We start from the raw sequence: 25,498 nt of genomic DNA, 5'->3' as shown, positions 1-25,498 counted from the left end.
GACTTTCGTCCCTATTCGTCGATCCATTCCGGCTTGCGTTTGCCGATGAAGGCGCCGATGCCCTCCTGGGCGTCACGCGCCAGCATGTTCTCGACCATGACCCGGCCGGTATAGGCATAGGCATCCGCCAGCCCCATCTCGGCCTGCGCATAAAACGCTTCCTTGCCGGTCTTCAGCACCGAAGGTGATTTTGAAGCAATGGTTTGCGCGTATTTGTTGACAATCTGATTCAGGTACTCGCGCGGCACTATGCGGTTGACCAGGCCGAACTCCTTGGCGGTCGCGGCATCGATGGTTTCGCCGGTCAGGAGCATTTCCATGGCGTGCTTGCGCGAGACGTTGCGAGACAGCGCCACCATCGGCGTCGAGCAGAACAGGCCGATATTGACGCCCGGCGTGCAGAACGTCGCCTCATGCGAGGCGATGGCGAGGTCACAACTGGCGACAAGCTGCAGGCCGGCGGCGGTGGCCAGGCCATCGACCTCGGCGATCACCGGCTTGGGGTGGCGCACGATCGCCTGCATCAGCGTGGCGCAGGCGGCAAACGTCTCTTCGAAGAAGGCCTTGCCGCGATCGGCGTCGGCGCGGCGCGCTGTCATCTCCTTCAGATCGTGGCCGGCGCAGAATACCTTTCCGGCCGCCGACAGCACTATGACGCGAACGGCCTTGTCGGCCCTGGCACGGTCCAGTTCCTCCGTCAGCGCCGCCATCACCGCCAGGGAAAGCGCGTTCGCGGGGGGATTGGCAAGCGTCAGGCGCAGCACGCCCTCGTCGCGGCTAGCCGCAACCGGCCCTTCAACTGCGACAGGCTTGATGGCAAGGATTTCGGCCATGGCTAAGGTCTCCGCGATTCCATTCCGCTGGCAGCGTATCTAATATCGGCTGGGGTTTCATCAACACCGTATCGCTTGCGCCAGTAGGATGAAGGTGTTGCCAGAAACGCGCCGCTTCGCCCATACAGGCTTGGCGCAGAATGAGGACCGAGATGCCCGCCCAGACCAAGCTCGAGCCGGTGCTGACAGCAGCCCAGGTCAATGCGCTGATGGAAACCGTGTTTCCGCAGCTCAACGAAAAGGGCGCGGCCTTTGAGGCAACCGACGTGTTCCCCGGCGGCTGCACCGTGCGGCTCAATGCCGGCGAACGGCATTTGCGTCCCGGCGGTACGGTGTCCGGCCCTGCCTTGTTCACGCTGGCCGACATTGGCGGGTATGTTTGCGTGCTCAGCCATGCCGGGCCGGATGCGCTCTCGGTCACCACCAATCTCAACATCAATTTCGTCCGCAAGGCCGAGGCAGGACCGATCGATGGCCATTGCCGCATCCTGAAGCTCGGAAAGAACCTGATGGTCTTCGACATCGACATCGTCGCTGGCCCGGACGGGCAGACAGTGGCGCACGCCACTGGAACCTATTCGATCCCGCCGAAACGCTGACACGGAGAAGGCCGATCCGGCATCCTGGCCGGAACTCCCGATCGACACGTCCGTTTTGCGGCATGCCCGATCTGAGCACATACCTTGCCTTTCTCGGCGCCGTGCTTGCCTACCAGCTTTCCGGCGTCGGGCCCGATATGATGCTTGTGATCAGTCGCGGCGTCGGACAGGGCTGGCGCCACGCGCTGGCGGCCGCGACGGGCTGCGTATCGGCCGGCGTCGTGCAAATTCCATTACTTGCGATGGGACTTGCCACGCTGATCACATCCTCGCCGCCTCTTTACAGCTTTCTCCAAATCGTCGGCGCCATCTATCTGATCGCCATCGGGGTCAAATTCCTGTTGGCGCGCCGGCAGGATGAAAGTCGTACCTTTGCCTTTGCCAACACCGGTGGCACTACAGCCGCTTTCCGGCAGGGCATGATCTGCAATCTCACCAATCCGACGACGCTTGCCTTCATGTTAGCGGTGCTGCCGCAATTCGTTCACCCTTGGGCCGGTCCAGCGGCGTTGCAGTTCGTCATTCTCGGCACGACTATGAAGATGATGGGAATGTTTGTCCTCGGCGCTGTCGCGCTGACCTCCGGCGCGGTCGGCGGCTGGCTGTCGCGCCGAAGCAGCTTCGTCGTGTGGCAGGGAAGGCTGGCCGGAGCCATTATGGTCGGCGTTGGCATCAGACTCCTGCTTGCAGTGGCGAGTGGCCGGCGGTGAGCGAAATACCAGCCGTTTTGGCGGTAGGCCGTGTTGTAAAATAATACCACCTCGTTTAACGCTTGAAATTTAACGGCTTTTCGTTTTCGTTGACTCCCAATGATGCTTGACGAGGGCTACTCTCTCCCCTATAAGCCCTCACGAAGCAGCGGCCCGCAAAGGCCGCCGTTTTGTTATTGGCGGCGGGCAAGCGCTTTTCGCCAATCCAAGCAACAAGAAACGCCTTCCTTATCGTTTGTGGATTGGGGAAGGTCCGAACCGAAAGCAGAAAACATGACAACCTTTTCGCAGAAGCCTGCGGATGTGGTGAAAAAGTGGATCCTGATCGACGCCGAAGGTCTCGTCGTCGGCCGTCTCGCCACCGTTATCGCCAATCATCTTCGCGGCAAGCACAAGCCGACCTTCACCCCGCATGTCGACGACGGCGACAATGTCATCGTCATCAATGCCGACAAGGTGGTGTTCACCGGCAAGAAGTTCACCGACAAGGTCTATTACTGGCACACCGGGCACCCCGGCGGCATCAAGGAGCGCACCGCGCGCCAACTGCTTGAAGGCCGTTTCCCCGAGCGTGTCGTCGAGAAGGCCGTCGAGCGCATGGTTCCGCGTGGCCCGCTCGGCCGTCGCCAGATGAAGAACCTGCGCGTCTATGCAGGCGCCGAGCATCCGCATGTCGCCCAGCAGCCAGAAGTCCTCGACGTGGCCAAGCTGAATTCCAAGAACAAGAAGGTCGCATAAGATGGCTGAGCTTTCCTCGCTCGCAGAACTGGGCGCCGCCACCGGCAACACCAATACGCAGGCCGCGGCACCCGTCCATGTCCAGAAGCTCGACAAGTCGGGCCGCGCCTATGCCACCGGCAAGCGCAAGAACGCCATCGCGCGTGTTTGGGTGAAGCCAGGTTCGGGCAAGATCGTCGTCAACGACAAGGAATTCGCGACCTATTTCGCGCGTCCGGTCCTGCAGATGATCCTCAACCAGCCGATCATCGCCGCCAACCGCTCGGGCCAGTACGACATCGTCGCCACGGTCATCGGCGGCGGCCTTTCGGGCCAGGCCGGCGCTGTGCGTCACGGCATCTCCAAGGCGCTGACCTATTATGAGCCGGCGCTGCGTGCCGTGCTCAAAAAGGGCGGCTTCCTGACCCGCGACAGCCGCGTCGTCGAGCGCAAGAAGTACGGCAAGGCGAAGGCCCGTCGTTCGTTCCAGTTCTCGAAGCGCTAGGCGCAGGCAGCTTCACAATCGAAAGGCCGCCTCCGGGCGGCCTTTTTGCGTTGCGCATCACTATTGAGCGGAATGGTCGGCGTCGCGGATGAACAGGAACGCGCAAAGTGCCGAGCCGGCCACCGCGAGCGCCGAGGCCAGGAATGCCAATTGCATGCCATCGATCGTGCCCAGCGCCAAGGCGGACCCGAACAGCGCCACCCCGATCGCGCCACCCGACTGGCGCACGGTGTTGAGCACGCCCGATGCCGTTCCCGACATCTCCGCCGGAACGGAAGACAAGAGCGCGGTGGTCATGGCCGGTACGGCAAGGCCAATGCCGACCGGCAGGAACAGCAGGCGCCACAGCAGCGACAGGTAGGATGTATCGGCCTGGATCAGCGCCATCAGTCCGAAACCGGCTGCTCCGACGAACAGGCCAACCGCCATAGGCAATCGTGGGCCATGGTTTGCGGCAATGCGCCCGGCGGCAATGTTCGACAGGGTGACCGCCGCCATGAACGGCAGGAAGGCGAGCCCTGTCATCTCGGGAGAAAAATGCCTTTCCTGCTGGAAATACAGGCTGAGCATGAAGATCGTGCCGTAGAGCGTCAGGTTGACGGCCAGTCCGACAAGGCTCGTCACAGCCGGCACGCGGCTGGCAAAGAGACCGAGCGGAAACATCGGCGCCCTCGTCCGGCTCTCGACCAGCAGGAACAGGCTTGCGGCCACCGCCGCCAATACCAGTCCGCCGATGACCGGCATCGAGGTCCAGCCCGATGAACCGGTTTCGATAAAGGCGCCGGTCAGCGAAAACAGCGCCAGCACGACAAGTCCCTGCCCCACCCAGTCGATCGGCGGCCGCTCGGCCTTGAGCGGCGTTTCCTGCAGAAACCGATAAGCCATCCAGATGGCGAGAGCGCCAATGGGCAGGTTGACCAGAAAGATGCTGGCCCAGCCAAGCGACGCGACCATGAAGCCGCCGAGCACCGGCCCTGCCGACAGCGCGATGCCGCCCGCCGCCGTCCACAGCCCAACGGCGCGTGCCCGGCGCGCCTTGTCGGATGCGTAGGCGCGATTGAGGAGTGCCAGCGAACACGGCATCAGCAAGGCGGCACCCGCGCCTTGTGCAGCGCGCGCCGCAATTAGCAACCAGGCACTCTGAGCCAGGCCGCAAGCCAGCGAAGCAATGCTGAACAGCGCCATGCCGCCAACGAAAACGCGGCGAGCGCCGACCCTGTCGCCGAGGGCGCCGCCGGCGAGCAGCAGCGAGGCGAAGGCAAGCGTGTAGGCGTCGACGACCCATTGCAGGCCGCCGACCCCCATCGACAGCCCAGTACCGATCCTGTTCAGCGCGACGTTGACGATGGAGACATCGAGCTGCACGACCACGAAGCCGAGGCTGGTCGCAGCAACGGTGGCGGCATAGGCGGCAGGGCGCTTGATAACGATGGTATCGGGCATGCCCATGGATAACGGGTTTCCGCTGACACCGTTGCGTCAGCAGGCGCCGGCCTGCGACAACCAGGCCGGAACTTCAGCCGCGCAAATCAATTGATGCTGGCGATCGCGGCAGGTTCGACGCGTTCGCCCGTCCCCGCATAGGGCACGCGAAACCCATTTGCCGCCAGCCAGCCTATCGCCGCCTTCGGCTCATCGGTCTGGATGATGGTGGCGCCGCGATCGGCCCAAAAGCCCCAGGCTTCACGCGGCAGGCTGGCCTGAACCGCCAGTTCATCGCCCCGGCCGCCGGCAAGGAAGCCGCCGGGCTTGTTGACGATGGCGTAGGTGTCGGCCCAGATGTGCCAGTCGCCCCTCACCGCCGCCGCGCGCATGCGCGCGCTGAACAGCGCTCCGCCAGTCTCGGTCAACGTCTCCGCGCCGGCGCGCCAGTTGATCAGCTCGATCGCGCGCGGCGCAAAAGCATGGTCGACCGTCGCGGCGAAACCGGCGTCATGCACTGCGTCGTCGGCGATGATCGGCATGAACTGGAAGCCGCCGCCGATTGCAGCCATGGCGGCCTTGACCATGTCGATCCTGGCCTGGCTCCAGAGGTTTTCCTTGACGATGACCTGGTCGGCCATGCCGAGATCTCGCGCCACCGCGACCATACCCGACAGGTCCCCAACCTCGAGCTTGTTGTCGAGATTGATGAGGATCTGGTCCCGGGTCGCCAGCAGCATCTCGCGCAGCGTCGAGACTGTCTCGTCGGTTACGGCGCCCGTGCCTTCGATCACCAGCCGGCAACTCTTCAGTTCGGCCAGCGTGTACTTAACCACCTCACCCTTGCAGGTCGTGGTGCGATCAAGCCAGCTGTCATGCATGACGACAAACTCGCCGTCCTTCGAGCGCCGGATGTCGACCTCGACGATCTCGGCGCCGATCGCGATCGAGCCTTCGACGGCGGCGAGCGAATTTTCCGCATAGAGCCTCTTGCCGGCCTGCATGCTGCCGGCGCGATGCGCGGCCACCATGACGTGGTCGCGCCATCGGTTGGCATGTTCGAAGCGGTCGAGGATCTGCCTCGCACGGGTTTCGCCCGCGATTGACTGGCTGGCGGAAGCCGCCAGCGTGACGGAAAACAGAAGGCTCGGCCAGAAGGTCCGCATCGAGAATCGCTCCATTCCGGATCGAACCGGGAATAGGCGATGCCCGTGACGTCTAGGTGAACGAAGCCGGCTAGCGGTTGCCAGCGATATGTCGCCTCAGATGCGTTTCGACAGTCGGCGGAACCAGGCCATCGCAGGCATCTCGACGAAACGCCAGGTAATCCAGGAGACACCTATCGTGGCAAGGAGCATGACGAGGATCGCAACGTCCCCCGCCCAGCCGGCGCCGAAGCCGGTCGCCGGCTCTCCGCGCAAGACGATGTCGCCGACAAGACCGAGGCCGAGCTTGCGCTCGACCAAGCCGGCGACGTTGATCATGCGCGCCTGGACGAAGATGTGGACCATGTAGATCGAGTAGGACAGCGCGCCGAGCGTCAGCATGAAAGGGGTTCTCAGGAAGACACTGATCCAGCCGCCCTCATGGGCAAAGAGGAACAGCGCCAGCGCGAACACCAGCGGTGCTGCTATCCCGGCATCATTGTCGCCCGCCAGTGCAACGAAAAGCACAATGACAGCCGCCATGACGATTTCGGCAAGGGTCCAGCTCAGCAGCGGGCCGGTCCGGGCAAGCGCCTGTCGCCCGCCTGCAATGGAATCATGCTGGAACCAGGCAAGCAAGGCGCCGAGTGAGAAGCCGTACAGGCAGCGTATGAAGCCGAAATCGAAGGACACATCCATGTGGTGGGTCGAGTAACCAAGCAGGAACAGCGGCGCGGTGATGGCGGCGGCGACGAACCACACCCAGGCGCGTGCGCCTGCGGTGAAGACCACTCCCGCGAACGACAGATAGGCGAAGAACTCCGCCGAAATGCTCCAGCTTGGCGCATTCCAGGTCAATTGGTCCTCGAAGCCGACCCCCTGGAGCAGCAGCAGGTTGGCAAGCAGGCTCTCGAAGCTGAAGCCGCCGGTGAAGGGAGCGGCACCGGCGCCATGCACCCGCGGCAGCATCAGCCGCAGCAGCTCGAAGCCGGCAAAGGCGGCGAGCATGAGAAGGTGCAGCGGATAGATGCGGCCGAAGCGCACCAGCGCAAAGCGTGCGACCTCCCGCGGCTGGTTCAGCCGCCAGCCATAGGAGCTGGCGATGACGAAACCGGAGAGAACGAAGAAGAAGTCGACAAACAGATAGGACGAACCGACAAAGGCGCTTTGCGAGATCGTCGAAGCGGTCGGGAAGTGGAACAGCGCAACCAGCAGGGCGCAGATGCCGCGCCACGAATCGAGAACCAGGAACCGCTCACCCGCCACCGTGCCGGCCTGGATCGACACCGCGCCGTGGGGAGAATCAAGAAACGCGGTCTGCGTCATGATGATACAATCCTGTCTCGCGGCGGCACCGCGCCCGCGCCGTTTCGTTTCCCCAAGCTGTGACTGGCATGTTGCGTGCCGGTTCTGTAGTTGTTGCACCCCGATAAAAACCAAGGATCCGTAATGGCGAACAAGAACATCGACCATGCCTTCACAGCCCGCTCGAAGACGGGCGCTTCGCTGGAGCCGACCTATGCCGGCGCGCTGTCGTTCATGCGACGCAAATACACGAAGGATGTGAAGGGCGCGGACGCTGTGGTTTGGGGCATCCCTTTTGATGCCGCCGTCACCAATCGGCCCGGCGCGCGTTTCGGGCCGCAGGCGATCCGCCGCGCCTCGGCAATCCTCGACAACGATCCGCAATATCCCTTTTCGCGCGATCTGTTCGAGCACCTCGCGGTGGTCGACTATGGCGATTGTCTGCTTGATACCGGCAACCACCAGAAGGCGCCGGGGACGATCGAACGCGAGGCGGCCAAGATCCTGAAGTCAGGTGCCTTCCTGCTGTCGCTGGGCGGCGACCATTTCGTCACCTGGCCCCTGCTCAAGGCACATGCCGCAATCCATGGCCCGCTCGCTCTGGTGCAGTTCGATGCGCACCAGGATACCTGGGAGGATGACGGCAAACGCATCGACCATGGATCCTTCGTCGGCCGCGCGGTCAAGGAAGGCATTATCGATCCCGACCGCTCGATCCAGATCGGCATCCGCACCCACGCGCCCGACACGTTCGGCATCAAGATCCTCTACGGTCACGAGATCGAGGAGATGCGTGCATCCGACATCGCCTACGCCATCGTCGACAGGACGGGCGGCAAGAAGACCTATCTCACCTTTGATATCGACTGCCTTGATCCCGCCTATGCACCCGGCACCGGCACGCCGGTCGCCGGCGGGCCGTCCTCTGCAAAGATCCTGTCGACGCTGCGCCAGCTCAACCAGATCGATATTGTCGGGGCCGATGTCGTGGAGGTTGCGCCGGCCTACGATCACGCCGATATAACGGCGATTGCCGGCTCGATGATCGCCATGCAGTATCTCGGCCTGCTGGCCGAGCGGAAAGCACGGCTCGAAGAGCTGAACAACGGCAGCCACAACGGTGCCGCGGTGAACCAAGGCAACGGCATATAGTTTTCGATATCAGGGAATTTGATCAGCCAATGAAACCGAAAATCTTCATCGACGGCGAGCACGGCACCACCGGTCTCCAGATCCGGGCGCTGCTTGCCGAGCGCGGCGACCTGGAGATCATTTCAATTCCCGCCGAGCGCCGCAAGGAAACGGCGGCGCGAGCCGAATTCCTCAATGCCGCCGACGTTGCGATCCTGTGCCTGCCGGACGATGCGGCGAAGGAGAGCGTGTCGCTGATCTCCAACGAGACCACCAGGGTCATCGATGCTTCGACCGCGCATCGCGTAGCGCAAGGCTGGGAATATGGCTTTGCCGAGATGGACAAGGAGCAGGCGAAGAAGATCGGGGCGGCGAAACGCGTCGCCAATCCCGGCTGCTGGCCGCAGGGACCGATCGCGACGCTGCGGCCGCTGGTCGCCGCCGGCCTGCTGCCTGCGGATTTCCCGGTCACAGTCAACGGCATCTCGGGTTATTCGGGCGGCGGCCGCCCGATGATCGAGGACTATGTCGCCAAGGGCGAGGACGCCTCTGAATTCCTGCCCTACGGGCTCACCCTCCAGCACAAGCACGTGCCGGAGCTCAGGGCCTATGCGAAACTGTCGCACGATCCGATCATGCAGCCAGCGGTGGGCAATTTCGCGCAAGGCATGATCACGGTGGTGCCGCTGCAGCTCGGTGGCCTCGACCATGTGCCGACCGGTGCGGAACTCCATGCAGCCATCGCCGACCATTTCGCCGCCATCAAGGGCGGCGTGGTCGAAGTGGCGCCCTATGCGCATGTGGAGCGCATTCCGGAGATCGATCCGGAAATCTACAATGGCACCAACCGAATGAAGCTCTACGTCTTTGCCAATGACAAGCGCGCGCAGGCCCTGCTGCTCGCCGTTTACGACAATCTCGGCAAAGGGGCATCGGGGGCTGCCGTACAGAACATGGACCTGATGCTCGGCCTCTGATGGCGGCACCGGCATTTCCGGACCGTTGGAAGATCAGCGCGCCCGAGCTCATCGCCGAGACCTTTTCGAGCCGCATCTGGAAGGTGCGGCGCGAGGACGGCTCGCCGGCGATCGTCAAGGCGCTGAAGCCATTCGATGACGTCGCAGACGAGTTGCGCGGCGAGCATTTCCTTGCCTGGCGGCGCGGCGAAGGCGCCGTGCGGCTGCTGGGCCGCGACGGGCATTCCATGTTGCTCGAATATGCCGGGGAGACCATGCTGTCGCATGTTCTTGCCGAGCAGGGAGATTTGGCCGCCACGGAAATCGCGGCGGAGGTGATGGCAAAGCTGTTTTCGCCATCGGATCACCCCGCTCCGCCCGACCTGCAGCCGCTTCGGGAACGATTTTCCAGCCTGTTCAAGAAAGCGGAGGCCGACCGTGTCGTTGGCCGGAACAGCCTTTATGTCGAAGCGGCGGAAATCGCCGACCGGCTGCTGGGTGGTCCGCATGATGTCAGGCCGCTGCATGGCGACCTCCATCACGACAACATCATGCACGGAGCACGCGGCTGGCTGGCGATAGATCCGAAGGGCGTTCTCGGCGACCCGGGATTCGATGCCGCGAACATGTTCTACAATCCTCTTGATCGCGACGACCTTTGTCTCGATCCCCCACGGATTGCCGGGATGGCTGAAGTCTTTGCGCGAACGCTGAGCCAGACGCCGGCGGCAATACTGGATCACGCCATCGCCTATGGCTGCCTGTCGGCTTCCTGGCACCATGAGGACGACAACGCGATCGAGGAGAACCGCGAACTGTCGGTCGCAGCAGCGATCCGAACGGTACGGCTCGGCTTCTGATCCGTGCCGCCTTGCGTCAGGCGGAATTCGACGGCGACAAGACGATGGCGCAGTCGAACGTTCTGGATGTGACCGGAGAGACTCAGCGTCCGAGGGCGATCTCGTGGGGCAAGGGATATGCGCCCTTGGTGCCGCGCCAATGCGCGGCGGCGAACCCCAGCACGATCAACGCGAGTCCCTGGTGGATCAGCGCCATGTGCAGCGGCACATGCATCAACAGCGTGCCGATGCCGACGGAGGCCTGCACCAGCACCAGGGCAAACAACAGCGTCGCGCGACGAGCATGCGTTGAACCGGGCAGACGGCGACGCGCGGCGATCATGTGCCACAAGGCGACGACGAACACCGTATAGGCGCCGATCCTGTGCACGAACTGCACCGTCTTGGGGCTTTCGAAGAAATTGCGCCATGCCGGCTCCAGGATCAGCAGATCGCCGGGAATGATCTTTCCGTCCATCAGCGGCCAGGTGTTGTAGCTCAGGCCGGCGTGGAGCCCGGCGACCAGACCGCCGAGATAGATCTGGATCAGCGCCAGAAGCACTACGAGACCAGCCAGTTTCTGGGTCGAACGATCGGCCGCAGGTTCCGAATGCGGCGCCAAGCCGCGCGCGACGACCATGGTCGCCGTGAAGATCAGCGCGGCAAGCGTCAAATGGGTGGCGAGCCGGTACTGGCTGACTGAGACGCGGTCGACCAGACCGGAGGCAACCATCCACCAGCCGATGGCGCCCTGCAGACCGCCGAGAAGCAGGATGCCGACCAGCTTCGGCCCCAGTCCGCGCTCGATGCGGCGCGCCGCCCAGAAGAACAGCAGCGGCAAGGCAAAAACCAGACCGACGCTGCGCGCCAGGAGACGATGCGCCCACTCCCACCAGAAGATCGACTTGAATGCCTCGATGCTCATGCCCTTGTTGAGCTCGGCATATTGCGGGATCTGCTGATAGCGCTGGAATTCCTCTTGCCATTCGGCGTCGTTGAGCGGCGGGATGACGCCGTGGATCGGCTGCCACTCGGTGATCGACAGGCCGGACTCGGTGAGCCTTGTGGCGCCGCCGACCAGCACCAGCGCGAACAGCACCAGAAGCACGACGTAGAGCCAGCCGCGCACCAGCGCGCGGTTGTGCAGATCGCGGTCACGCGCCTCGTAAGGCGCGGCAGTAATGGCGGCCATGGATTTATCCCGGCAGGTTGAAGTCGCGGATTGGTGGACCATCGCATTCCCGCATGCAAGACCGGGCGGCGCGGCACGCCGTCGCGCCGCGTCTGTCGGGTTGCACAGCTTCGCGTCAAGGCCTATGGCCAAGCCGACACATTGAGCTGGGCCGCACTTTACCCCGGCTCCAGGAGGCCAACCATGCCCGTGCGCCTGAAAAAGCTGATCGGAATGTTCCTGCTGGTGGCGCTTGTCGTCATCTACGCGCTGGTCGCATCGATCTTCGCGGTCGCCCGGCTGTCCGAGGCGGGCCCGTGGACACATTTCCTGTTCTTCCTGCTAAGCGGCCTGCTCTGGGTGCTGCCGGCCATGGGCATCATCAAATGGCTGATGCTGGAGCCTCGGCCCAAGCGCTGAACCGTTGCCGGCCGGCCTCAGATGGTGACCACCATCTTTCCGGCGTTGGCGAGCGGCGTCGTCACGCCAGACAGCATGGTGCGGATGTGGGCGACGTTCTGATAACGGCCGTTGACCGAGATGCGCGGCAATGCGTGCAGGAAGCCGGCGTGTTCGGCGCGCAGCACGCCATGACGGGTGGTCACGGCCGAGGTGTAGCCGGCATCGCGGACAAAGCCCACTTCGCGGCAGCCGACAGCGCTGGCATAGCCGTAGGGATAGGCGAAATGGCGCGGCTCCTCGCCCAGCTCGGCTCGCAGGATGGACTTCACCCCGACGATTTCGTGCCGCGCGTCGGCTTCTGAAAGCCGCTTCAGATTGCTGTGGTTGATCGTATGAGCACCGATCGTTACGAGCGGATGCGCTGCGATCGCGCGGATCTCCGACCAAGTCATCAGCGTGTCGACGCGCGGCCGGCCGGCGTCGACGCCGTTCGCATGCGCCAGTTCGCGCAGCACGGCGCGCAGGTCCTCCTCGCGAACCTCGCTGGTGAGATAGGTGTGCAGCCGTGCGATGGCCTGGAGCTTTTTGGCCGGGCTGGTGCAGTCGATCGTCGTTTTCCCTTCGGACGTCGTCAGGGTCAGGCGATCGCCCGCGTTGACGAGATCCTCGACCACGTCCCACCACAGATCCGCAGTGCCGTTGATAAGCCCCGGAGCCACATAGATGGTGATCGGCGCGCCGTGCTTTTCCAGCACCGGCAAGGCCTCGGTCATGTTGTCGCGATAGGCGTCGTCGGCGGTGATGGCGGCGAACTGGCCGCCCTTGCCGCGCGCCGCGATACGCTCCACCGCCTCGTCCATCGAGACGAAGGCGTAGCCATCCGCCTTCAGGCCGGCGATCATGGCGTCGAGGAAGCCGGGCGCAATGTTGAGATGACGGTTGACGCTGTCGGGCTTTTCGGGCTTTGCCGTAACGCGGTGCAGCATGAGGATGGCGCCAATACCGCCGACCAGCGGTTTGGCCAGCGGTGCGAGGCCGGTATAGCGGGCGACGTTGAGCGCCAGCTTTCGGATTGCCTCCCCGCCGTCGATCATTCCTTCACCTTTTGCGCCTAGGCTGAACCAAGCACGGATACGCCTGAGCGCCCCCAAATCGGCAGCAATACGCCCTAAGGATTGAGGTATGGTTGACGCGGCCGCGTCATTTGACGGCAATCGCCTGGCGGCAATCGAAGCCCCGCCCAGTGTGCCGCCAATAGGGCCGGCTGGGCTGTCGGTTTCCACCGCTTCCGCCGATGGGCTCGCGGCCTATGCCGCGTTCTGCCGCTCCGCCGTGTTCGCGCCGGCGCAGAGCGCGGTTTGGGTCCGCAACTGGGCCGCGCAGGTCGAGCCGGACCCGGTCGTGGCGATGCTGAATTGCGAAGGCAGACCGGTTTTCGCACTGGCGCTGGAGGTCGTCGGCCGTGGGCCGTTCCGCGTTGCGCGCTTCATGGGCGGCCGCCACGCCAATGGCAATTTCGTCGCCGCCGACCCGCAATGGCTTGCCAGGGCGGACAGCGCGGCTATTCGTTCGACCCTGGCGGCCATAGCCGAGGCTCGCCCCGACATCGATCTCGTCGCCTTCGAACGCCTGCTGCCCGACCTCGATGGCGTAGCCAACCCACTCGCCTCGTTCGATTATTTCGACAGCCCGAACCTGTCGCTCGCCGTCGACCTGGTCGGCGGTTTCGATGCACTGCTCTCTCGCGCAAACGGAAAGCGCAAACGCAAGAAGCACCGCTCGCAGACGCGCAAGTTCGAGGCCATCGGCAGCCATCGGCGCATCGAGGCGCGGACCGTGGACGAGGTCGGCCGGCTGCTCGACGGCTTTTTCGAGATGAAGGAATCCCGCTTCCGCAGGATGGGCATCGCCAACGTCTTCGGCGACAATCAAGTGCGCGCGTTCTTCCGTGCTCTGTTCACCGAGGCGCTTGCCGAGGATAAGCCCTCCTTCGTGCTGCACGGGCTCGAGGTCGCCGGCAAGCTTCGCGCCGTGACCGGATCGAGCCGCTCGGGCAAACGGCTGATCTGCGAGTTCGGCGCGATCGCCGAGGATGACCTCGCCCACACCAGCCCCGGCGACTTCCTGTTCTTCGACAATATCCAGGAAGCCTGCGAGGCGGGTTTCGACGTCTATGATTTCTCGGTCGGCGACGAGCCGTACAAGCGTTTATGGTGCGATATCGAAACGCAGCACTTCGAGGTGCTGGTTCCGCTGACGTCGAAAGGCCGCGCACTGGCGCTGGGGCTGCGGCAAAGCGCCAGGCTGAAAGCCGTCGTCAAGAACAGTCCGACGATCTGGAAGCTGACCAAGCTGCTGCGTCGCAAGGCCGCTGGCCAGGCGCCGGCGCCCGCCGAGGACGGTAGCTAACCCGCCCACCTTCCAACGTGATGACCACAAGCGCCGCTCATCGGACTCAAGCCGCCGAGCGCCTTCCTGGCACCGGGGTGCCCGGCGGTTCGTGGCCGAGCGGGGTCACCAGCGTCAACTCCGGATAGCCATTCTCGATAAGCTTGACGGCGGCCTGCGTCACCTCATCATCCGGCTCCAGCATGGAGAGGAACACCTCGGTCGCATCGCCACCCAGACGGCTGATGCCTTGGGCGTCGGCGGGACCGCATTCGACCACCACCAGGTCATAGGCGGTGGTCAGCGATTGCATGATGATCGGCAGCCGGTCGGCGGCGCGCATGGCGCGAACCGGATCGGCGGTGCCGACAGGAATGACATGGCAGTCGGAATAGAGGTCGGGGTGGATGACTTCGCTGAACTGCGCCTGCGACGCGAGCAGATTGGTGATGCCCGGGAACAGTCCGCTGTCGAGCATCGGTCGCGAGGCGGCGCCGGAAGCCGTGAGGTCGAGCAGCAGCACGCGCAGGCCGGCGTCGGAGACCTCACGCGCCACCAGGATCGCGGACGCGGCCGCCTCGTCACCTTCGGGCGACACGAAGATGGCGCGCGCGGCGCCGCTTGCGATCAGCTTTTCCGCCGCTTTTTCAACGTCGATCTCGCCCAGCACCGAACGTGGCCTGGTTTTGGCGACCGGGACGGCCTCGGCAACAGGGACGGTTTCGGCGACCGGTGCGCCGGCGGCGGGTTCGACCTCCATGGCAGGTTCCGCCGGCGAGGGCAGATCCGGCTCCACCATCATCTCCGGTTCCACCGCTTTCTCAGCGTGGTGCTCAGGCCCGGACTCTGGAATGATCGTCGGTTCCCTGGCCGCGACCGGCATCGCCACCTCGTCGATCGGCTCGAAGCGAGCGCCGCTGGCCGGGCGCATGGCGCGGCCGGAAAAGAGTTCGCGCAGCAGCGTGAACACCGACATGAGCAAAAGCGAGGCGGCAAAAGCAGCACCGACGATCGGCCCGATCTTGGGGAAGTAGGCCTCGGAAGGCACTACGGCCTTCGAGATGACACGCGCGTCGACCGGCACGTAATTGCGATCCTGGCGCGAAGCCGCCTCGCGGTAGTTGGTCAGGTAAAGTTCGAGCTGCTGGCGCTTGGCGGCAGCGTCACGCTGCAGCGCATCGAGACCGACCTGCTGTTCGCCTGCCTCCGCGGAAGCCGCCTTCAGCGTGTTGACGTCGGCGACGAGCTGGCTCTCACGTGACTTGGCGGCATCGGCCTGCATGGCCAGCCCCTTCATCACCTTCTGAGCTTCGCTGCGGATCTGCGCGTCGAGATCGGCCAGCTGTGATTTTGCCGCGCGAATGCGCGGATGATTGTCGAGCAGCGTCGTCGACAGGTCGGCGATGTTGGCGCGCAGTTCGACCTGCCGTTCGCGCAAGCGCTGGATCAGATCGGATGACAGCACCTCGGGCAGCGAATCCAGCGAGCCGCCATTCTGCAGCGCCTTGCGCACGCTGTCGGCGGTGCCTTCGGCGGCGGCGCGGTTGGCCCGCACCCGCGACAATTCGGTCGACAGTTCGGCCAGTTGTTGGGTGGCGAGCACAGAATTGTTGCCGCCCACCAGAAGGTCCGACTGGGCGCGATAGGCGGCGACCTTGGCCTCGGCATCCCTGACCTGCTTCTGCAGATCGGCGATCTCGGGAGCCAGGAAGTCCGCCGCGGCCGTGTTGGATTCGAGCTTGGCCGCGCCCTGCCCGGCAATGTAGGCGGCGGCAATGGCATCGGGGATAGCAGCCGCGAGCTTGGGATCTTCCGAGGAGAACTCGATGGCGATGATACGCGTCTTTTCGACGCCATAGACGTTGAGCTTCTCGCGCATCTTCTTCAGGACGCGCTCATCGACCGGGATATCCAGGGGATCGTTCTTCAACCCCACCAGGATCAGCAGGCGGCTGAGAGGCGACATATCGACAGTTTCATCGAATTCGTGCAATCGCGACAGATCAAGCTTCTGCGCCACCCGCTTCAGGATTTCGTTGGACGAAATGATCTGGACCTGGGTGGCGACGCCTTGCTCATCGAGGATCGGCTTGTCGCTGTCATTACTGCCGGCGGGGCGCGTGTAGACGGATTCACGCGTATCGATCTGAACCTGCGTCTGGGCCTTGTAGTGCTTGGTTGCCAGCGAAGCGAGAGCAAACGCCAACCCGGTGACCACCAGGGAGACGACCAATATTCGCAGCCAGTTCCTCGCCAGGCTGGCGAAGAGCTGCCCAAGATCGACGTCAACGTCTGCGGCCGTGGACTGAACGGACATGCATCCTACTCCGATACGGATCGCGTGCACCGTAAACAACTATGGTAACTCAGCCGTTAAGATCACAGCAAGCTTCCGCTAGGACTTACTGGGAGGCGCCAAGCAAAATCGCCAAAGTTGTAAAACTCCTGTAGATCGATGCCGTATCGGTCGTACCCTTTACCGGCCATTAACCCTAACAGGACGATAACGGACGCGCTCTCAGATGTTTGCTGCGACGCCGCAGCGGCCAGTCGAAGGTATGTGTCCTGTCATGAAAAGCACTGCTTCCCTTTTTCGCGCGCTGCTTGCCGTGTCGATGCTTGCCGGCTGCTCCAGCTACCGGCCGACGCCGGCCGCCTTCCACGAGGTGCTCGATCAACCCTATCGCCTGGGCGCCGGCGACCGCGTCCGCGTCACCGTGTTCGAGCAGGACGGGCTGACCAACACCTATAGTGTCGACCAGTCCGGCTATCTCTCCTTCCCGCTGGTCGGTGCCGTGCCGGCCCGTGGCCACACCGCCCAGCAGATGGAAAAGGAAATCGCCGACAAACTGCGCCAAGGCTATCTGCGCGATCCCGATGTTTCCGTCGAGATCGACCGCTACAGGCCTATCTTCGTCATGGGCGAAGTGGGCGCCGCCGGCCAGTATTCCTATGTGCCCGGCCTCACCGTTCAGAAAGCCGTCGCCATTGCCGGCGGCTTCACGCCGCGCGCCAACCAGGAAAGCGTCGACATCACCCGAGATATCAACGGCAAGGTGATGACCGGCCGGGTTGTCACGTCAGACCCGCTGCTGCCCGGAGATACTGTCTATGTGCGTGAACGTCTGTTCTGACGAACACACGTGGCGGACAAACTCAGGATCGTCCATTGCTTTCGTTCACCTGTCGGCGGGATCTTTCGGCATGTGCGGGACCTCGCGGAAGCTCAGGTCGCCGCCGGCCATTCGGTCGGCATCGTGTGCGATTCGACCACAGGCGGGGAATACGAGGAGCGCCTGTTCGAGCGGATGAAGGCCATGCTGGCGCTCGGCATCCATCGCACGCCGATGCAGCGCCATGTCGGACTGGGCGATCTCGCCTCGGCCTCGCGCACCTACGGAATCATCAAGGAATTGCGGCCGGACGTGCTGCACGGGCACGGCGCCAAGGGTGGCGCCTATGCCCGTCTGTTCGGCTCACTGTTGCGGGTATCAAGGTCTCGCGTAGCCCGCCTTTATTCGCCGCATGGCGGTTCTCTCCACTATGACGAGAGCACGTTCACGGGAAAGCTGTTCTTCGCGCTCGAGCGATCCATGGCTCACTTCACCGACTGTCTGCTGTTCGTCTCGGACTATGAGCGACGCACCTATCGCAGGAAGGTCGGCGAGGCGCCCATTCCGAACGCGCTGATCTACAATGGCCTGCGCGCGGCTGAGTTCGACCCCGTTCCGGAGAAGCCCGGAATGGTGGACCTGCTCTACATCGGCATGATGCGTGACCTCAAGGGACCCGACATCTTCATCGACGCGCTGGCCCTTGCGGGGACACGGCTCGGACGCCCGCTGGGCGCGGTCATGGTGGGCGACGGCGACAACCTGCCTCGGTACCGCGCGCAAGTGAGGCGGCTCGGGCTTGACGGCAATGTGCGTTTCCTGCCGCCGATGCCGGCCAGGGATGCCTTTGCGCTGGGCGCGCTGGTCGTCGTTCCCTCGCGCGCCGAAGCATTGCCCTATGTCGTGCTGGAGACGCTGGCTGCGGGAAAACCGATGATCGCCACGGCCGTTGGCGGCATACCGGAGATCTTCGGTGCCGATTCCCCTGCCCTGATCAGGCCTGATCCGCTGCAGCTTTCCGACAAGATGGCCGAAGCGCTGGCCGATCCCGCCGCCTATCGAAAACTGATGCCCGATCGCGCCGATCTGGAGGCACGCTTCGGAGCCGATGTCATGGCCGCCGAGATCGAGAAAGCGTATTTCGCGGCGCTGGCCAAATAAACCACAAGCCCAAGCCCTTCCAAAGCCACGCGTTGTTTCAAGGGTTTCTTAGCTCTCTTTTGCTATTGCCTGGGGGAAGCTTGCGGAAATCCCATGAACGAGATCGATCCCGTGCACCGCTTTTCGGCAGAGGCTGTGCGCAAACTCGACACCCCGACCGATGGCGGCATGCCGGGCGGCATGAATGATGTCGCCCGTCAGGTCGCCTCGCAATACCGGCGCGATACGATGTCGCCGATCATGGTGAGCGGCGTCCTGCGGATGGTCGAGTTCGCAGTGCTGTTCCTTTCCGGCCTCGGCGTCTATTTCTACTTTGTCGGCTTCTTCAACTATTTCGCCTGGCAATATCCGCTGACGATCGCCGCCGCGTCGTTCCTTGCAGTGGTGCTGCTCGACGTCACCGATTGCTACCAGATCGTCTCACTCATGCGGCCGATCGCCAATTTTGGCCGTTTGCTGCTGGTCTGGGCCGGCACGTTCGCCCTCATGGCGCTGACGGCATTCGTGATGAAGATATCTGAAAACTATTCACGATTGCTGTTCGGCACTTGGTTCGCCGTCGGTTTCATTCTCATCTTCGGCCTGCGGCTGGTGATGTCGAAGCTGATCCGGCGCTGGGCGCGCGACGGCCACATGGAGCGGCGCGCCGTCATCGTCGGCGGCGGCAAGGCAGCGGAGGTCCTGATCCGCTCGGTCGAGAGGCAGCCCTACAACGACATCCGCATTTGCGGCATTTTCGACGATCGCAGCGACAAACGCTCGCCGCCTATCGTCGCCGGCTATCCCAAGCTCGGCACAATCTCGGAGCTGATCGAATTCGCCCGCATCGCCCGCATCGACATGCTGATCGTGTCGCTGCCGCTGACCGCCGAATCGCGCGTGCTGCAATTGCTGAAGAAACTGTGGGTGCTGCCGGTCGACATCCGGCTGTCGGCGCATTCGAACGCGCTGCAGTTTCGTCCACGCGCCTATTCCTACATCGGCTCGGTGCCGATGCTCGACATCTTCGACAAGCCGATCAACGACTGGGATTCGGTGGCCAAGCGCGCCTTCGACATCGTTTTCAGCCTGATCGGCATCGTCGTGTTCTCACCGGTGATGCTGGCGACCGCTATCGCCATCAAGCTCGACAGCAAGGGACCGGTGCTGTTTCGCCAGAAGCGGCATGGTTTCAACAATGAGGTGATCGAAGTCTATAAATTCCGCTCGATGTATGCCGACCGGTCGGACCCGACCGCCAGACAGACGGTCACCAAGAACGACCCGCGCGTCACCCGCGTCGGCCGCTTCATCCGCAAGACCTCGATCGACGAGCTGCCGCAGTTCTTCAATTCGCTCTTGGGTTCGCTGTCGCTGGTCGGCCCGCGGCCGCACGCGATTGCCGCGCAGTCGCACAACCTGCTCTACAACGAAGTGGTCGACGGCTATTTCGCGCGCCACAAGGTCAAGCCCGGCGTCACCGGCTGGGCGCAGATCAATGGCTGGCGCGGCGAGATGGACACCAACGAGAAGATCCGCATGCGGACGGAATACGACCTCTATTATATCGAGAACTGGTCGATGCTGTTCGACCTGCGGATCCTGTTCCTGACGCCGATCCGGCTGCTCAACACGGAAAACGCCTATTGAGCGCGGTCACCCATGACCTGCCGCGCGCGGCGGTCAATGCCAAGCTGATCGCACTGATTTCCTCGGGCGCGGTCGGGCTCGGCATCCTGCTTTCCGGCTTCGTCATCAGCGAGCCGGCTCCTTACGAAATCTACATGGCCGGCCTGATCGCCATCTGGGCGCTTTTCGGTTTGAGGATTTCGCACGCGGCCGCGCCGCTGCTGGTGCTTCTGGTGACGATGAATATCGGCGGCATGATCGCCATGACGCAGATGTCGGACCTCGCCAACACGCCGCTCTACCTTGCAGTGTCGCTGTTTCTCGCCTTCAGCGCGGTCTTCTTCGCATCGGTCACCGCCACGCAGCCGAGCCTCTACCGGCTGATCTTCATTGCCTATGTGATATCCGCGGTGATGACTTCGCTCCTCGGCATAGCAGGGTATTTCCATGCCTTCCCGGGCGCGGAGATGTTCACCAAATACGACCGCGCCGCAGGCGCCTTCCAGGACCCGAACGTGTTCGGGCCGTTCCTGGTTCTGCCCGGCATCTATCTGCTCTATCTGCTGCTGACCGGGCCGGTCTCGCGCATGCCGCTGCTGGCGGTGCCGCTGCTCATCATCACATCAGGCATCTTCTTCTCCTTCTCGCGCGGCGCCTGGGGCATGTTTGCCGTCTCTGCCGTTCTGCTCACCGGCTGCCTGTTCCTGCAGAGCAACAGCGGCATGTTCCGGCTGCGCGTGGTGGTGATGACCATCGCGGCATTGTCGCTGCTGGCGATCGCCATGATCGTCATCCTGCAGCTGCCCGGCGTGGCGGAGATGTTCTCCAACCGTGCCCATCTCGAACAGAGCTACGACACCGCCCGCCTCGGCCGCTTCGCCCGCTATGCGATCGGCTTCCAGATGGCGATGGAGCATCCGTTCGGCATCGGGCCTCTGGTGTTCGGCACCATCTTCGGCGAGGACACCCACGATATCTGGCTGAAGATGCTGATGGACTATGGCTGGCTCGGCTTCGTGTCGTTCCTGACGCTCGTCATCTGGACGATATGTGCCGGATTCCGCATCCTGCTGCGCGACCGGCCATGGCAGCCTTATCTCCTGTGCGCCTATGTCGCCTTCATCGGCAATGTCGGGCTCGGCACCTTCATCGATATCGACCATTGGCGCCACGTCTACCTGCTGCTCGGATTGGTCTGGGGCGCGATCGCGCTGGAACACCGTCATCAGCGGCAATTACGGCTGGCGATGCCGAAAGCTTCACGTGACCGCGGAGCGCTATCGGCTCGATAGTCGCCGCCGCCGACAGGCAGCGCGCGCTGCCGCTGTCGCACGATCATGGCCGGCGAAATTCGACGCGATGACAGGCCCGATTATCGTTTTGCGGCATCGCTGTCGGCCGCGGCGCGAGACAGGAACATCTGCGTCGTCTCGGCGAGATGGCTCTTGAGCCAATCCGCCATCGCCTCCTCTTCGCGCAGATTCTGCTCAGACACACGCGCCACCTCGGCCTCCCCTTCGGCGTTGGCCGCGGCGATGAGCATCGTGTAGGAGGCAATCTCCATATGCTCGAAAGTATAGCTGGCGAGCGAGCCCTTCATCACCTCGTCGCCGGCAAACACGCCGCTGATCGACTGGGCCATGGCGGTGAGCTTGCCGCCTGCGTCTTTCATCGCGGAGGATCCCTCTCCGATCCGGTCAAGACAGCTTTTGAGGCGCGAGGCCTGCTGCCGCGTCTCGTCGAGATGCTGACGGATGCGGTCGCCGAGTTCCGGATAGCTTTCGAGGCGTGACAGTTGCCCGGAGAGCATCGTCTCGGCCTGCTCCTCCATGGCGTGAGCGTCTCTCAGCCACTGTATCAACCAGTCGCGCGATTGTGTCATGAAGGTCTCCCTTGGGTTGCTCGCCCAAACCGCGAGTGGAGAGCATTGTTCCGCCCGGGCTATGGCAGGTTCGGCCAGAGGCGCTGCCAACGCGCGGATTGGCCGCCGACGCGACGGTCACTTCTTGCTCTGGCCCGAGGCATCGGCCAATGCCGGGTTCACCAGCTTGCTGCGGACGTCCCGCGCCATTCGCAGATGCTCCAGTACGGCCGGCAGGATATCCGAGGCGAAATGCTGGACATCCGGATCCTGGCCGGAGCCGATCTCCCATTCAAGGAGTTGCACAGTCTTCTGATGCTCGACGATCTGGCCGCTGATGTAAGCCAGATCGAATTCGACGCCTGTAAGCTTTTCCAGCCTGGTACGCATCTCCTCGTGCTCGGCATCCAGCCCAGGCGGAAGCGGCATCTTGGCCGCTTCGGCGAGCGACTTCAGCCTGTCGTTCGCCCTCTGGTGGTCGTCAACCATCCTGCGGGCAAAGTCTTTCACCGCGGCATTTTCGGATTTTCCGGCAAGCTCGCCGAAGCGGACCTCGGCCAGACCGCCAGCAGCGGTAAGCTGCGCGAACAGCCGGTCCTGATAGTTGGTTTGGTGAGGCATTGGCTTGCCGGGAGATTCCTTCATCGTGTCCGGCGCCATGCCAGCCGGATTGCCGAACTGGGCGAAGGCGGTGGCGGCAGGCAGAAGCGCAAGCCCCACGACAGTTGCGAGTAGACGCATGCGAACCTCCTCGGGAAGCGTATCGCGCCGGATATCACGGCGCGCTTTCTCAGAGCACGAGCAGATAGGCGACCAGCGCGTCCTTTTCCGATTGGTCGAGTTTGGTGCCCAGCACCAGATTGAAGAACTCGACCGTGTCGGCGAGCGTCATCAGGCGGCCGTCATGCAAATAGGGCGGCGTGTCCTTGATGCCGCGCAGCGTGAACGTCTTGATCGGACCGTCGGGAAGCTCGACCATGTCGTTGACGGTCTGTCCTGGCTTGTAGAAACGATCGAGCTTCAGATCGTGCATGTTGTTGTCCATGAAGGACGTCTGCGGATTGTGGCATTGGGAGCAGCGGCCCTTGCCCATGAACACCGCTTCCCCTTTCAATTCCTCTGCTGACGCCAGTGCCGGATCGAGGCGGCCAAACGGATCGAGCTTAGGCGCCGGCGGGAAATCGATGATGTTTTGCATCTGTGCCATCATCGCCACCTGGTTCGGGCGGTCAGGCAGGTTGACGCCCTTGCGGGTGGCACTGACATGATCGCCATTGAAATACGCGGTGCGCTGCTCGAATTCGGTGAAATCCTCCACGGACCGCAATGAGCGCTTCGATCCATGTATCTGCTGGTTGAAGAGGCCGCGCAGACTGGTGGTGTCGAGACGGAAGCGCGCCGCCTGCGGCCTGATGTCGGGTGTCTGATGGAAGGCGGCGTTAGTGTTGAAATTGGAATGGCAATCAAGGCAGGCGACACCCATGCTCTGGCCAGCGACCTTGCGGTCCTCGGTCTGATTGAACTCTTCCTGCGGGAATGGCGTCAGCAGAAGCCGCAAACCCTCCATCTGTACTGGGGTGATGATGCCGTTCATGATCTCGTAGTAATTGCGGATGGTAAGCAGTTCGCCGCGCGAGACATCGCCGAGTTCAGGGTGGGTGGTCAGGAAAATCGGTGGCGGGAATTCGGGCGTCAGGTGATCGGGAAGATCGAAATCGACGTCGAAGCGGCGCAGATCACGGCCTTCCTGGCGGCCGATCTCGCGGATTTCCTTCTCGGGAAACACTTGGCCTCCGGCAGCCTGCTTGACATGAGGTAGCGGCAGGAAGCCAGCCGGCAGAAGACCCTGGTCACGAATATCGCCGGGGCTCATCGAGCTTAGCCTGTCCCAGGTCGAGCCACCCGCCAGCTTGACCCTGACGCCACCCTGGACCGGCTTCTTGCCGTCGGTCATCATCACGCCCGGTATCGGACGGTCAGCCAGATCATAACGTTGCTCCAAAAGCTTCTTCTGACGCTCCATCACGCCAGGCTTCTGCGCCTCGTCATCGGCTTTCACCGCGGAAAAGGGCTGGCTCGGCAATGGCCGATAGGTGATGTCAGGAGGCAGCGGATCCGAGAACGCACTGATGCTGGCCGCCGCGACGATGATCGCGCACGGAAGGCCGATATGGAGTTTGCCGGTCATTTCGTCCCTCCTAAGTTCCCCGGACGGTTGCCAAACCGGACCGGGGGCGGTTTGTTCCAAGGCGGGAGTTGGCGAAAGGGAATTTATTTCCGCCACCGGATTGAGCCATCGCCGGGCCCGTCATCTCTGAATGCAGGGCGACATCTTCCCCGCCTCGAACGGCGACGCCACGTTTGGAAAGCAATTCCCGGCCAAGAGGGCCCCGACAGGTGGAGGCATTTACTCTGAAGGAAGCCTTGCTCATGGCATGGTCCACGGAGCGACCCGGGAACGCCCGTGGGACTTCCGGTCAGGTTTGACGCGATTTATCGGCGATGGTTGGTTCTGCTTCCGGAGGCGGTTTTAGCGCTTGCGCGCCAAGCCTCGAATATATATGGCTTTGCGCGGTCCGGAGTGTAGCGCAGCCCGGTAGCGCACTTGACTGGGGGTCAAGGGGTCGTCGGTTCGAATCCGGCCACTCCGACCATTTTAAACAAGGACTTACCCCCAAAGTCCGTCTCATCTATCGCCATCTACCCCTGGCACACATCGACCCATTCGGCGCCGGTGAGATCAGCCATGCGTTGCGGTGCGATCCGCACCGCCGCGTTGGTGGCGCCGGCGGCAGGCACGACCTCTTCGAAACCGCGCAGCGACACGTCGCAATAGACCGGCAGCGGCGCCGGCAGGCCGAACGGGCAGACACCGCCGACCGGATGGCTGGTTGCCTCGATAACCTCAGCGGCCTCCAGCATGCGCGGCTTACTGCCGAACCGATCCTTGAACTTGCGATTGTCCAGCCTGGCGGTGCCGCTGGTCACGACCAGCATGGTGCGTTCGCCGACGCGAAGGCAGATCGTCTTTGCGATCTGCGCCGGCAACACGCCGTGTGCCTGCGCAGCCAATGCTACGGTCGCCGAACTCGCCTCGGTCACGATCACGTCGATATCGGGCGCCTTGCTGGCGAAAAAGGCACGAACGGATTCCAGGCTCATCGAAACCCCCGCGGATCGAAATGACGAAGCAGCAAGCTAGGCCGGCGCGTCCATAAACACGTGCCAAGGCCTTCAGTCACGGCAAACAGAAAACCCGCCAAGGTCCCCGGCGGGTTTTCGAACATGCATGGCACTGGCGCTACAGCGCGGGGCGGTCTTGCGCGGCCCGCGCCTGCACGGCCGTGCCGAGCAGCGCCTCCTGAGGAAGCCGAAGCGCCGACGCAATACGGCGCAGCTGCGACGGATCGGCCGTCCTGCCGTTCTCGATATCCTCGATTTCGTCGACCGCCAGACCGGTTGTCAGGGAAAGCTCCTCGACACTGTATCCCTTGGTTTCCCGAATCGTTCTGAGGGCGCTATGGCCTTGCCCGGCTTCGCTGGCAACCAGTTCCGGGAGGGGTTCGCGCTTTGCACTGTATGGCATTGGCAACTCCGTTGGCTGAAAGAGTTTGATGAAAATGGTGTTGCCT

The 25,498-nt window shown here is 63.2% G+C and carries 25 protein-coding genes and 1 tRNA gene; 14 read left to right on the top strand and 12 right to left on the bottom strand.

The features are described from left to right. Positions 1-11: 11 nt before the first annotated feature. A complete protein-coding gene (locus FJ867_RS08535) occupies positions 12-833 on the bottom strand; it encodes an enoyl-CoA hydratase (RefSeq protein ID WP_140666789.1) in 822 nt (273 codons plus the stop codon). 152 nt (positions 834-985) lie between these two features. Here FJ867_RS08535 and FJ867_RS08530 point away from each other — a divergent pair, with 152 nt between their 5' ends. The 4 genes from FJ867_RS08530 to rpsI all read left to right on the top strand — a co-directional run bounded on the left by FJ867_RS08530 (position 986) and on the right by rpsI (position 3,364). Then, complete coding sequence (locus FJ867_RS08530) at positions 986-1,432, top strand: PaaI family thioesterase (protein WP_140670019.1); 447 nt, start codon at positions 986-988, stop codon at positions 1,430-1,432. 62 nt (positions 1,433-1,494) lie between these two features. Continuing rightward, entirely contained in the window at positions 1,495-2,142 is a 648-nt protein-coding gene (locus FJ867_RS08525; RefSeq protein WP_140817090.1) for a LysE family translocator, read from the top strand. Positions 2,143-2,415: 273 nt separating this feature from the next. Continuing rightward, positions 2,416-2,880 carry a 50S ribosomal protein L13 gene (gene rplM, locus FJ867_RS08520; protein ID WP_010915638.1) on the top strand — a complete coding sequence of 155 codons (465 nt, stop codon included), beginning with the start codon at positions 2,416-2,418 and terminating at the stop codon, positions 2,878-2,880. 1 nt (position 2,881) lies between these two features. After that, complete coding sequence (rpsI, locus tag FJ867_RS08515; RefSeq protein WP_140493960.1) at positions 2,882-3,364, top strand: 30S ribosomal protein S9; 483 nt, start codon at positions 2,882-2,884, stop codon at positions 3,362-3,364. A gap of 60 nt (positions 3,365-3,424) precedes the next feature. Here rpsI and FJ867_RS08510 read toward each other — a convergent pair whose 3' ends face one another. The 3 genes from FJ867_RS08510 to FJ867_RS08500 all read right to left on the bottom strand — a co-directional run bounded on the left by FJ867_RS08510 (position 3,425) and on the right by FJ867_RS08500 (position 7,257). Next, a complete protein-coding gene (locus FJ867_RS08510; protein ID WP_246675026.1) occupies positions 3,425-4,813 on the bottom strand; it encodes an MFS transporter in 1,389 nt (462 codons plus the stop codon). Between the two features lie 80 nt (positions 4,814-4,893). Beyond that, positions 4,894-5,952 (bottom strand): glycerophosphodiester phosphodiesterase family protein, encoded by a 1,059-nt coding sequence (locus tag FJ867_RS08505; RefSeq protein WP_140817087.1) that lies wholly within the window; start codon positions 5,950-5,952, stop codon positions 4,894-4,896. A gap of 96 nt (positions 5,953-6,048) precedes the next feature. Further along, a complete protein-coding gene (locus tag FJ867_RS08500) occupies positions 6,049-7,257 on the bottom strand; it encodes an acyltransferase (protein WP_140817086.1) in 1,209 nt (402 codons plus the stop codon). Between the two features lie 123 nt (positions 7,258-7,380). On the opposite strand from FJ867_RS08500, the gene speB reads away from it, so the two are divergent. From speB to FJ867_RS08485, 3 genes are read left to right on the top strand one after another with little or no spacing between them, the layout of a single operon-like run. Then, positions 7,381-8,388, top strand: a complete 1,008-nt coding sequence (gene speB, locus FJ867_RS08495; RefSeq protein ID WP_140817084.1) for an agmatinase — start codon at positions 7,381-7,383, stop codon at positions 8,386-8,388. 29 nt (positions 8,389-8,417) lie between these two features. Continuing rightward, positions 8,418-9,344, top strand: a complete 927-nt coding sequence (gene argC, locus FJ867_RS08490) for an N-acetyl-gamma-glutamyl-phosphate reductase (protein ID WP_140493968.1) — start codon at positions 8,418-8,420, stop codon at positions 9,342-9,344. Next, entirely contained in the window at positions 9,341-10,183 is an 843-nt protein-coding gene (locus FJ867_RS08485; RefSeq protein WP_210240547.1) for an aminoglycoside phosphotransferase family protein, read from the top strand. The genes argC and FJ867_RS08485 overlap by 4 nt, the downstream gene beginning before the upstream one ends. A gap of 82 nt (positions 10,184-10,265) precedes the next feature. Here FJ867_RS08485 and FJ867_RS08480 read toward each other — a convergent pair whose 3' ends face one another. Then, entirely contained in the window at positions 10,266-11,354 is a 1,089-nt protein-coding gene (locus FJ867_RS08480; protein ID WP_140817082.1) for a COX15/CtaA family protein, read from the bottom strand. A gap of 183 nt (positions 11,355-11,537) precedes the next feature. On the opposite strand from FJ867_RS08480, the gene FJ867_RS08475 reads away from it, so the two are divergent. Continuing rightward, on the top strand, positions 11,538-11,753 hold the full coding sequence (locus FJ867_RS08475) for a DUF2842 domain-containing protein (RefSeq protein ID WP_140556977.1): 216 nt from the start codon (positions 11,538-11,540) through the stop codon (positions 11,751-11,753). Positions 11,754-11,770: 17 nt separating this feature from the next. On the opposite strand, the gene FJ867_RS08470 is transcribed toward FJ867_RS08475, so the two are convergent. Beyond that, entirely contained in the window at positions 11,771-12,829 is a 1,059-nt protein-coding gene (locus tag FJ867_RS08470) for a polysaccharide deacetylase family protein (protein ID WP_140817080.1), read from the bottom strand. An 88-nt stretch (positions 12,830-12,917) separates the two neighbouring features. Here FJ867_RS08470 and FJ867_RS08465 point away from each other — a divergent pair, with 88 nt between their 5' ends. After that, entirely contained in the window at positions 12,918-14,144 is a 1,227-nt protein-coding gene (locus FJ867_RS08465; protein ID WP_140817078.1) for a GNAT family N-acetyltransferase, read from the top strand. Between the two features lie 46 nt (positions 14,145-14,190). On the opposite strand, the gene FJ867_RS08460 is transcribed toward FJ867_RS08465, so the two are convergent. Further along, a complete protein-coding gene (locus FJ867_RS08460) occupies positions 14,191-16,440 on the bottom strand; it encodes an exopolysaccharide transport family protein (protein WP_140817076.1) in 2,250 nt (749 codons plus the stop codon). 253 nt (positions 16,441-16,693) lie between these two features. Here FJ867_RS08460 and FJ867_RS08455 point away from each other — a divergent pair, with 253 nt between their 5' ends. From FJ867_RS08455 to FJ867_RS08440, 4 genes are all read left to right on the top strand, one after another. Next, positions 16,694-17,257: a polysaccharide biosynthesis/export family protein gene (locus tag FJ867_RS08455; RefSeq protein WP_140493982.1), complete on the top strand. Its 564-nt coding sequence runs from the start codon at positions 16,694-16,696 to the stop codon at positions 17,255-17,257. 9 nt (positions 17,258-17,266) lie between these two features. After that, positions 17,267-18,397 (top strand): glycosyltransferase family 4 protein, encoded by a 1,131-nt coding sequence (locus FJ867_RS08450; protein WP_140817074.1) that lies wholly within the window; start codon positions 17,267-17,269, stop codon positions 18,395-18,397. Between the two features lie 93 nt (positions 18,398-18,490). Beyond that, positions 18,491-20,026: an undecaprenyl-phosphate glucose phosphotransferase gene (locus tag FJ867_RS08445; RefSeq protein ID WP_140493986.1), complete on the top strand. Its 1,536-nt coding sequence runs from the start codon at positions 18,491-18,493 to the stop codon at positions 20,024-20,026. Next, complete coding sequence (locus tag FJ867_RS08440; RefSeq protein ID WP_140817072.1) at positions 20,023-21,297, top strand: O-antigen ligase family protein; 1,275 nt, start codon at positions 20,023-20,025, stop codon at positions 21,295-21,297. Before FJ867_RS08445 ends, FJ867_RS08440 begins: the two co-directional genes overlap by 4 nt. 80 nt (positions 21,298-21,377) lie before the next feature. Here the strand turns inward: FJ867_RS08440 and FJ867_RS08435 are convergent, their stop codons facing one another. From FJ867_RS08435 to FJ867_RS08425, 3 genes are all read right to left on the bottom strand, one after another. Next, positions 21,378-21,887, bottom strand: a complete 510-nt coding sequence (locus FJ867_RS08435; protein WP_140493990.1) for a DUF892 family protein — start codon at positions 21,885-21,887, stop codon at positions 21,378-21,380. Between the two features lie 117 nt (positions 21,888-22,004). Further along, positions 22,005-22,607, bottom strand: coding sequence for a DUF4142 domain-containing protein (locus FJ867_RS08430; protein ID WP_140493992.1), 603 nt, complete (start codon positions 22,605-22,607; stop codon positions 22,005-22,007). A gap of 49 nt (positions 22,608-22,656) precedes the next feature. Next, positions 22,657-24,054: a cytochrome B6 gene (locus FJ867_RS08425; protein WP_140556988.1), complete on the bottom strand. Its 1,398-nt coding sequence runs from the start codon at positions 24,052-24,054 to the stop codon at positions 22,657-22,659. A 389-nt stretch (positions 24,055-24,443) separates the two neighbouring features. On the opposite strand from FJ867_RS08425, the gene FJ867_RS08420 reads away from it, so the two are divergent. Further along, positions 24,444-24,520, top strand: a tRNA-Pro gene (locus tag FJ867_RS08420). A 46-nt stretch (positions 24,521-24,566) separates the two neighbouring features. Here the strand turns inward: FJ867_RS08420 and FJ867_RS08415 are convergent. Further along, positions 24,567-25,028, bottom strand: a complete 462-nt coding sequence (locus FJ867_RS08415) for a YbaK/EbsC family protein (RefSeq protein WP_140624656.1) — start codon at positions 25,026-25,028, stop codon at positions 24,567-24,569. 139 nt (positions 25,029-25,167) lie between these two features. After that, positions 25,168-25,452, bottom strand: coding sequence for a helix-turn-helix transcriptional regulator (locus tag FJ867_RS08410; protein WP_140560581.1), 285 nt, complete (start codon positions 25,450-25,452; stop codon positions 25,168-25,170). Positions 25,453-25,498: the final 46 nt, after the last annotated feature.

Origin of the sequence: Mesorhizobium sp. B2-5-3, assembly GCF_006441005.1 — a bacterium.
Lineage (GTDB): Bacteria > Pseudomonadota > Alphaproteobacteria > Rhizobiales > Rhizobiaceae > Mesorhizobium.
This window is presented reverse-complemented; position numbering and strand designations above follow the sequence as displayed.

Bases quoted from the DNA above. Each gene is read 5' to 3' on its own strand.
- FJ867_RS08470 (WP_140817080.1), bottom strand. From the start codon at position 12,829: ATGATCGACGGCGGGGAGGCAATCCGAAAGCTGGCGCTCAACGTCGCC.
- FJ867_RS08500 (WP_140817086.1), bottom strand. From the start codon at position 7,257: ATGACGCAGACCGCGTTTCTTGATTCTCCCCACGGCGCGGTGTCGATC.
- rpsI (WP_140493960.1), top strand. From the start codon at position 2,882: ATGGCTGAGCTTTCCTCGCTCGCAGAACTGGGCGCCGCCACCGGCAAC.
- FJ867_RS08410 (WP_140560581.1), bottom strand. From the start codon at position 25,452: ATGCCATACAGTGCAAAGCGCGAACCCCTCCCGGAACTGGTTGCCAGC.
- FJ867_RS08430 (WP_140493992.1), bottom strand. From the start codon at position 22,607: ATGCGTCTACTCGCAACTGTCGTGGGGCTTGCGCTTCTGCCTGCCGCC.
- FJ867_RS08505 (WP_140817087.1), bottom strand. From the start codon at position 5,952: ATGCGGACCTTCTGGCCGAGCCTTCTGTTTTCCGTCACGCTGGCGGCT.
- FJ867_RS08435 (WP_140493990.1), bottom strand. From the start codon at position 21,887: ATGACACAATCGCGCGACTGGTTGATACAGTGGCTGAGAGACGCTCAC.
- rplM (WP_010915638.1), top strand. From the start codon at position 2,416: ATGACAACCTTTTCGCAGAAGCCTGCGGATGTGGTGAAAAAGTGGATC.
- FJ867_RS08480 (WP_140817082.1), bottom strand. From the start codon at position 11,354: ATGGCCGCCATTACTGCCGCGCCTTACGAGGCGCGTGACCGCGATCTG.
- FJ867_RS08530 (WP_140670019.1), top strand. From the start codon at position 986: ATGCCCGCCCAGACCAAGCTCGAGCCGGTGCTGACAGCAGCCCAGGTC.
- FJ867_RS08455 (WP_140493982.1), top strand. From the start codon at position 16,694: ATGAAAAGCACTGCTTCCCTTTTTCGCGCGCTGCTTGCCGTGTCGATG.
- FJ867_RS08445 (WP_140493986.1), top strand. From the start codon at position 18,491: ATGAACGAGATCGATCCCGTGCACCGCTTTTCGGCAGAGGCTGTGCGC.
- FJ867_RS08415 (WP_140624656.1), bottom strand. From the start codon at position 25,028: ATGAGCCTGGAATCCGTTCGTGCCTTTTTCGCCAGCAAGGCGCCCGAT.
- FJ867_RS08475 (WP_140556977.1), top strand. From the start codon at position 11,538: ATGCCCGTGCGCCTGAAAAAGCTGATCGGAATGTTCCTGCTGGTGGCG.
- FJ867_RS08425 (WP_140556988.1), bottom strand. From the start codon at position 24,054: ATGACCGGCAAACTCCATATCGGCCTTCCGTGCGCGATCATCGTCGCG.
- FJ867_RS08465 (WP_140817078.1), top strand. From the start codon at position 12,918: ATGGTTGACGCGGCCGCGTCATTTGACGGCAATCGCCTGGCGGCAATC.
- FJ867_RS08460 (WP_140817076.1), bottom strand. From the start codon at position 16,440: ATGTCCGTTCAGTCCACGGCCGCAGACGTTGACGTCGATCTTGGGCAG.
- speB (WP_140817084.1), top strand. From the start codon at position 7,381: ATGGCGAACAAGAACATCGACCATGCCTTCACAGCCCGCTCGAAGACG.
- argC (WP_140493968.1), top strand. From the start codon at position 8,418: ATGAAACCGAAAATCTTCATCGACGGCGAGCACGGCACCACCGGTCTC.
- FJ867_RS08525 (WP_140817090.1), top strand. From the start codon at position 1,495: ATGCCCGATCTGAGCACATACCTTGCCTTTCTCGGCGCCGTGCTTGCC.
- FJ867_RS08535 (WP_140666789.1), bottom strand. From the start codon at position 833: ATGGCCGAAATCCTTGCCATCAAGCCTGTCGCAGTTGAAGGGCCGGTT.
- FJ867_RS08510 (WP_246675026.1), bottom strand. From the start codon at position 4,813: ATGGGCATGCCCGATACCATCGTTATCAAGCGCCCTGCCGCCTATGCC.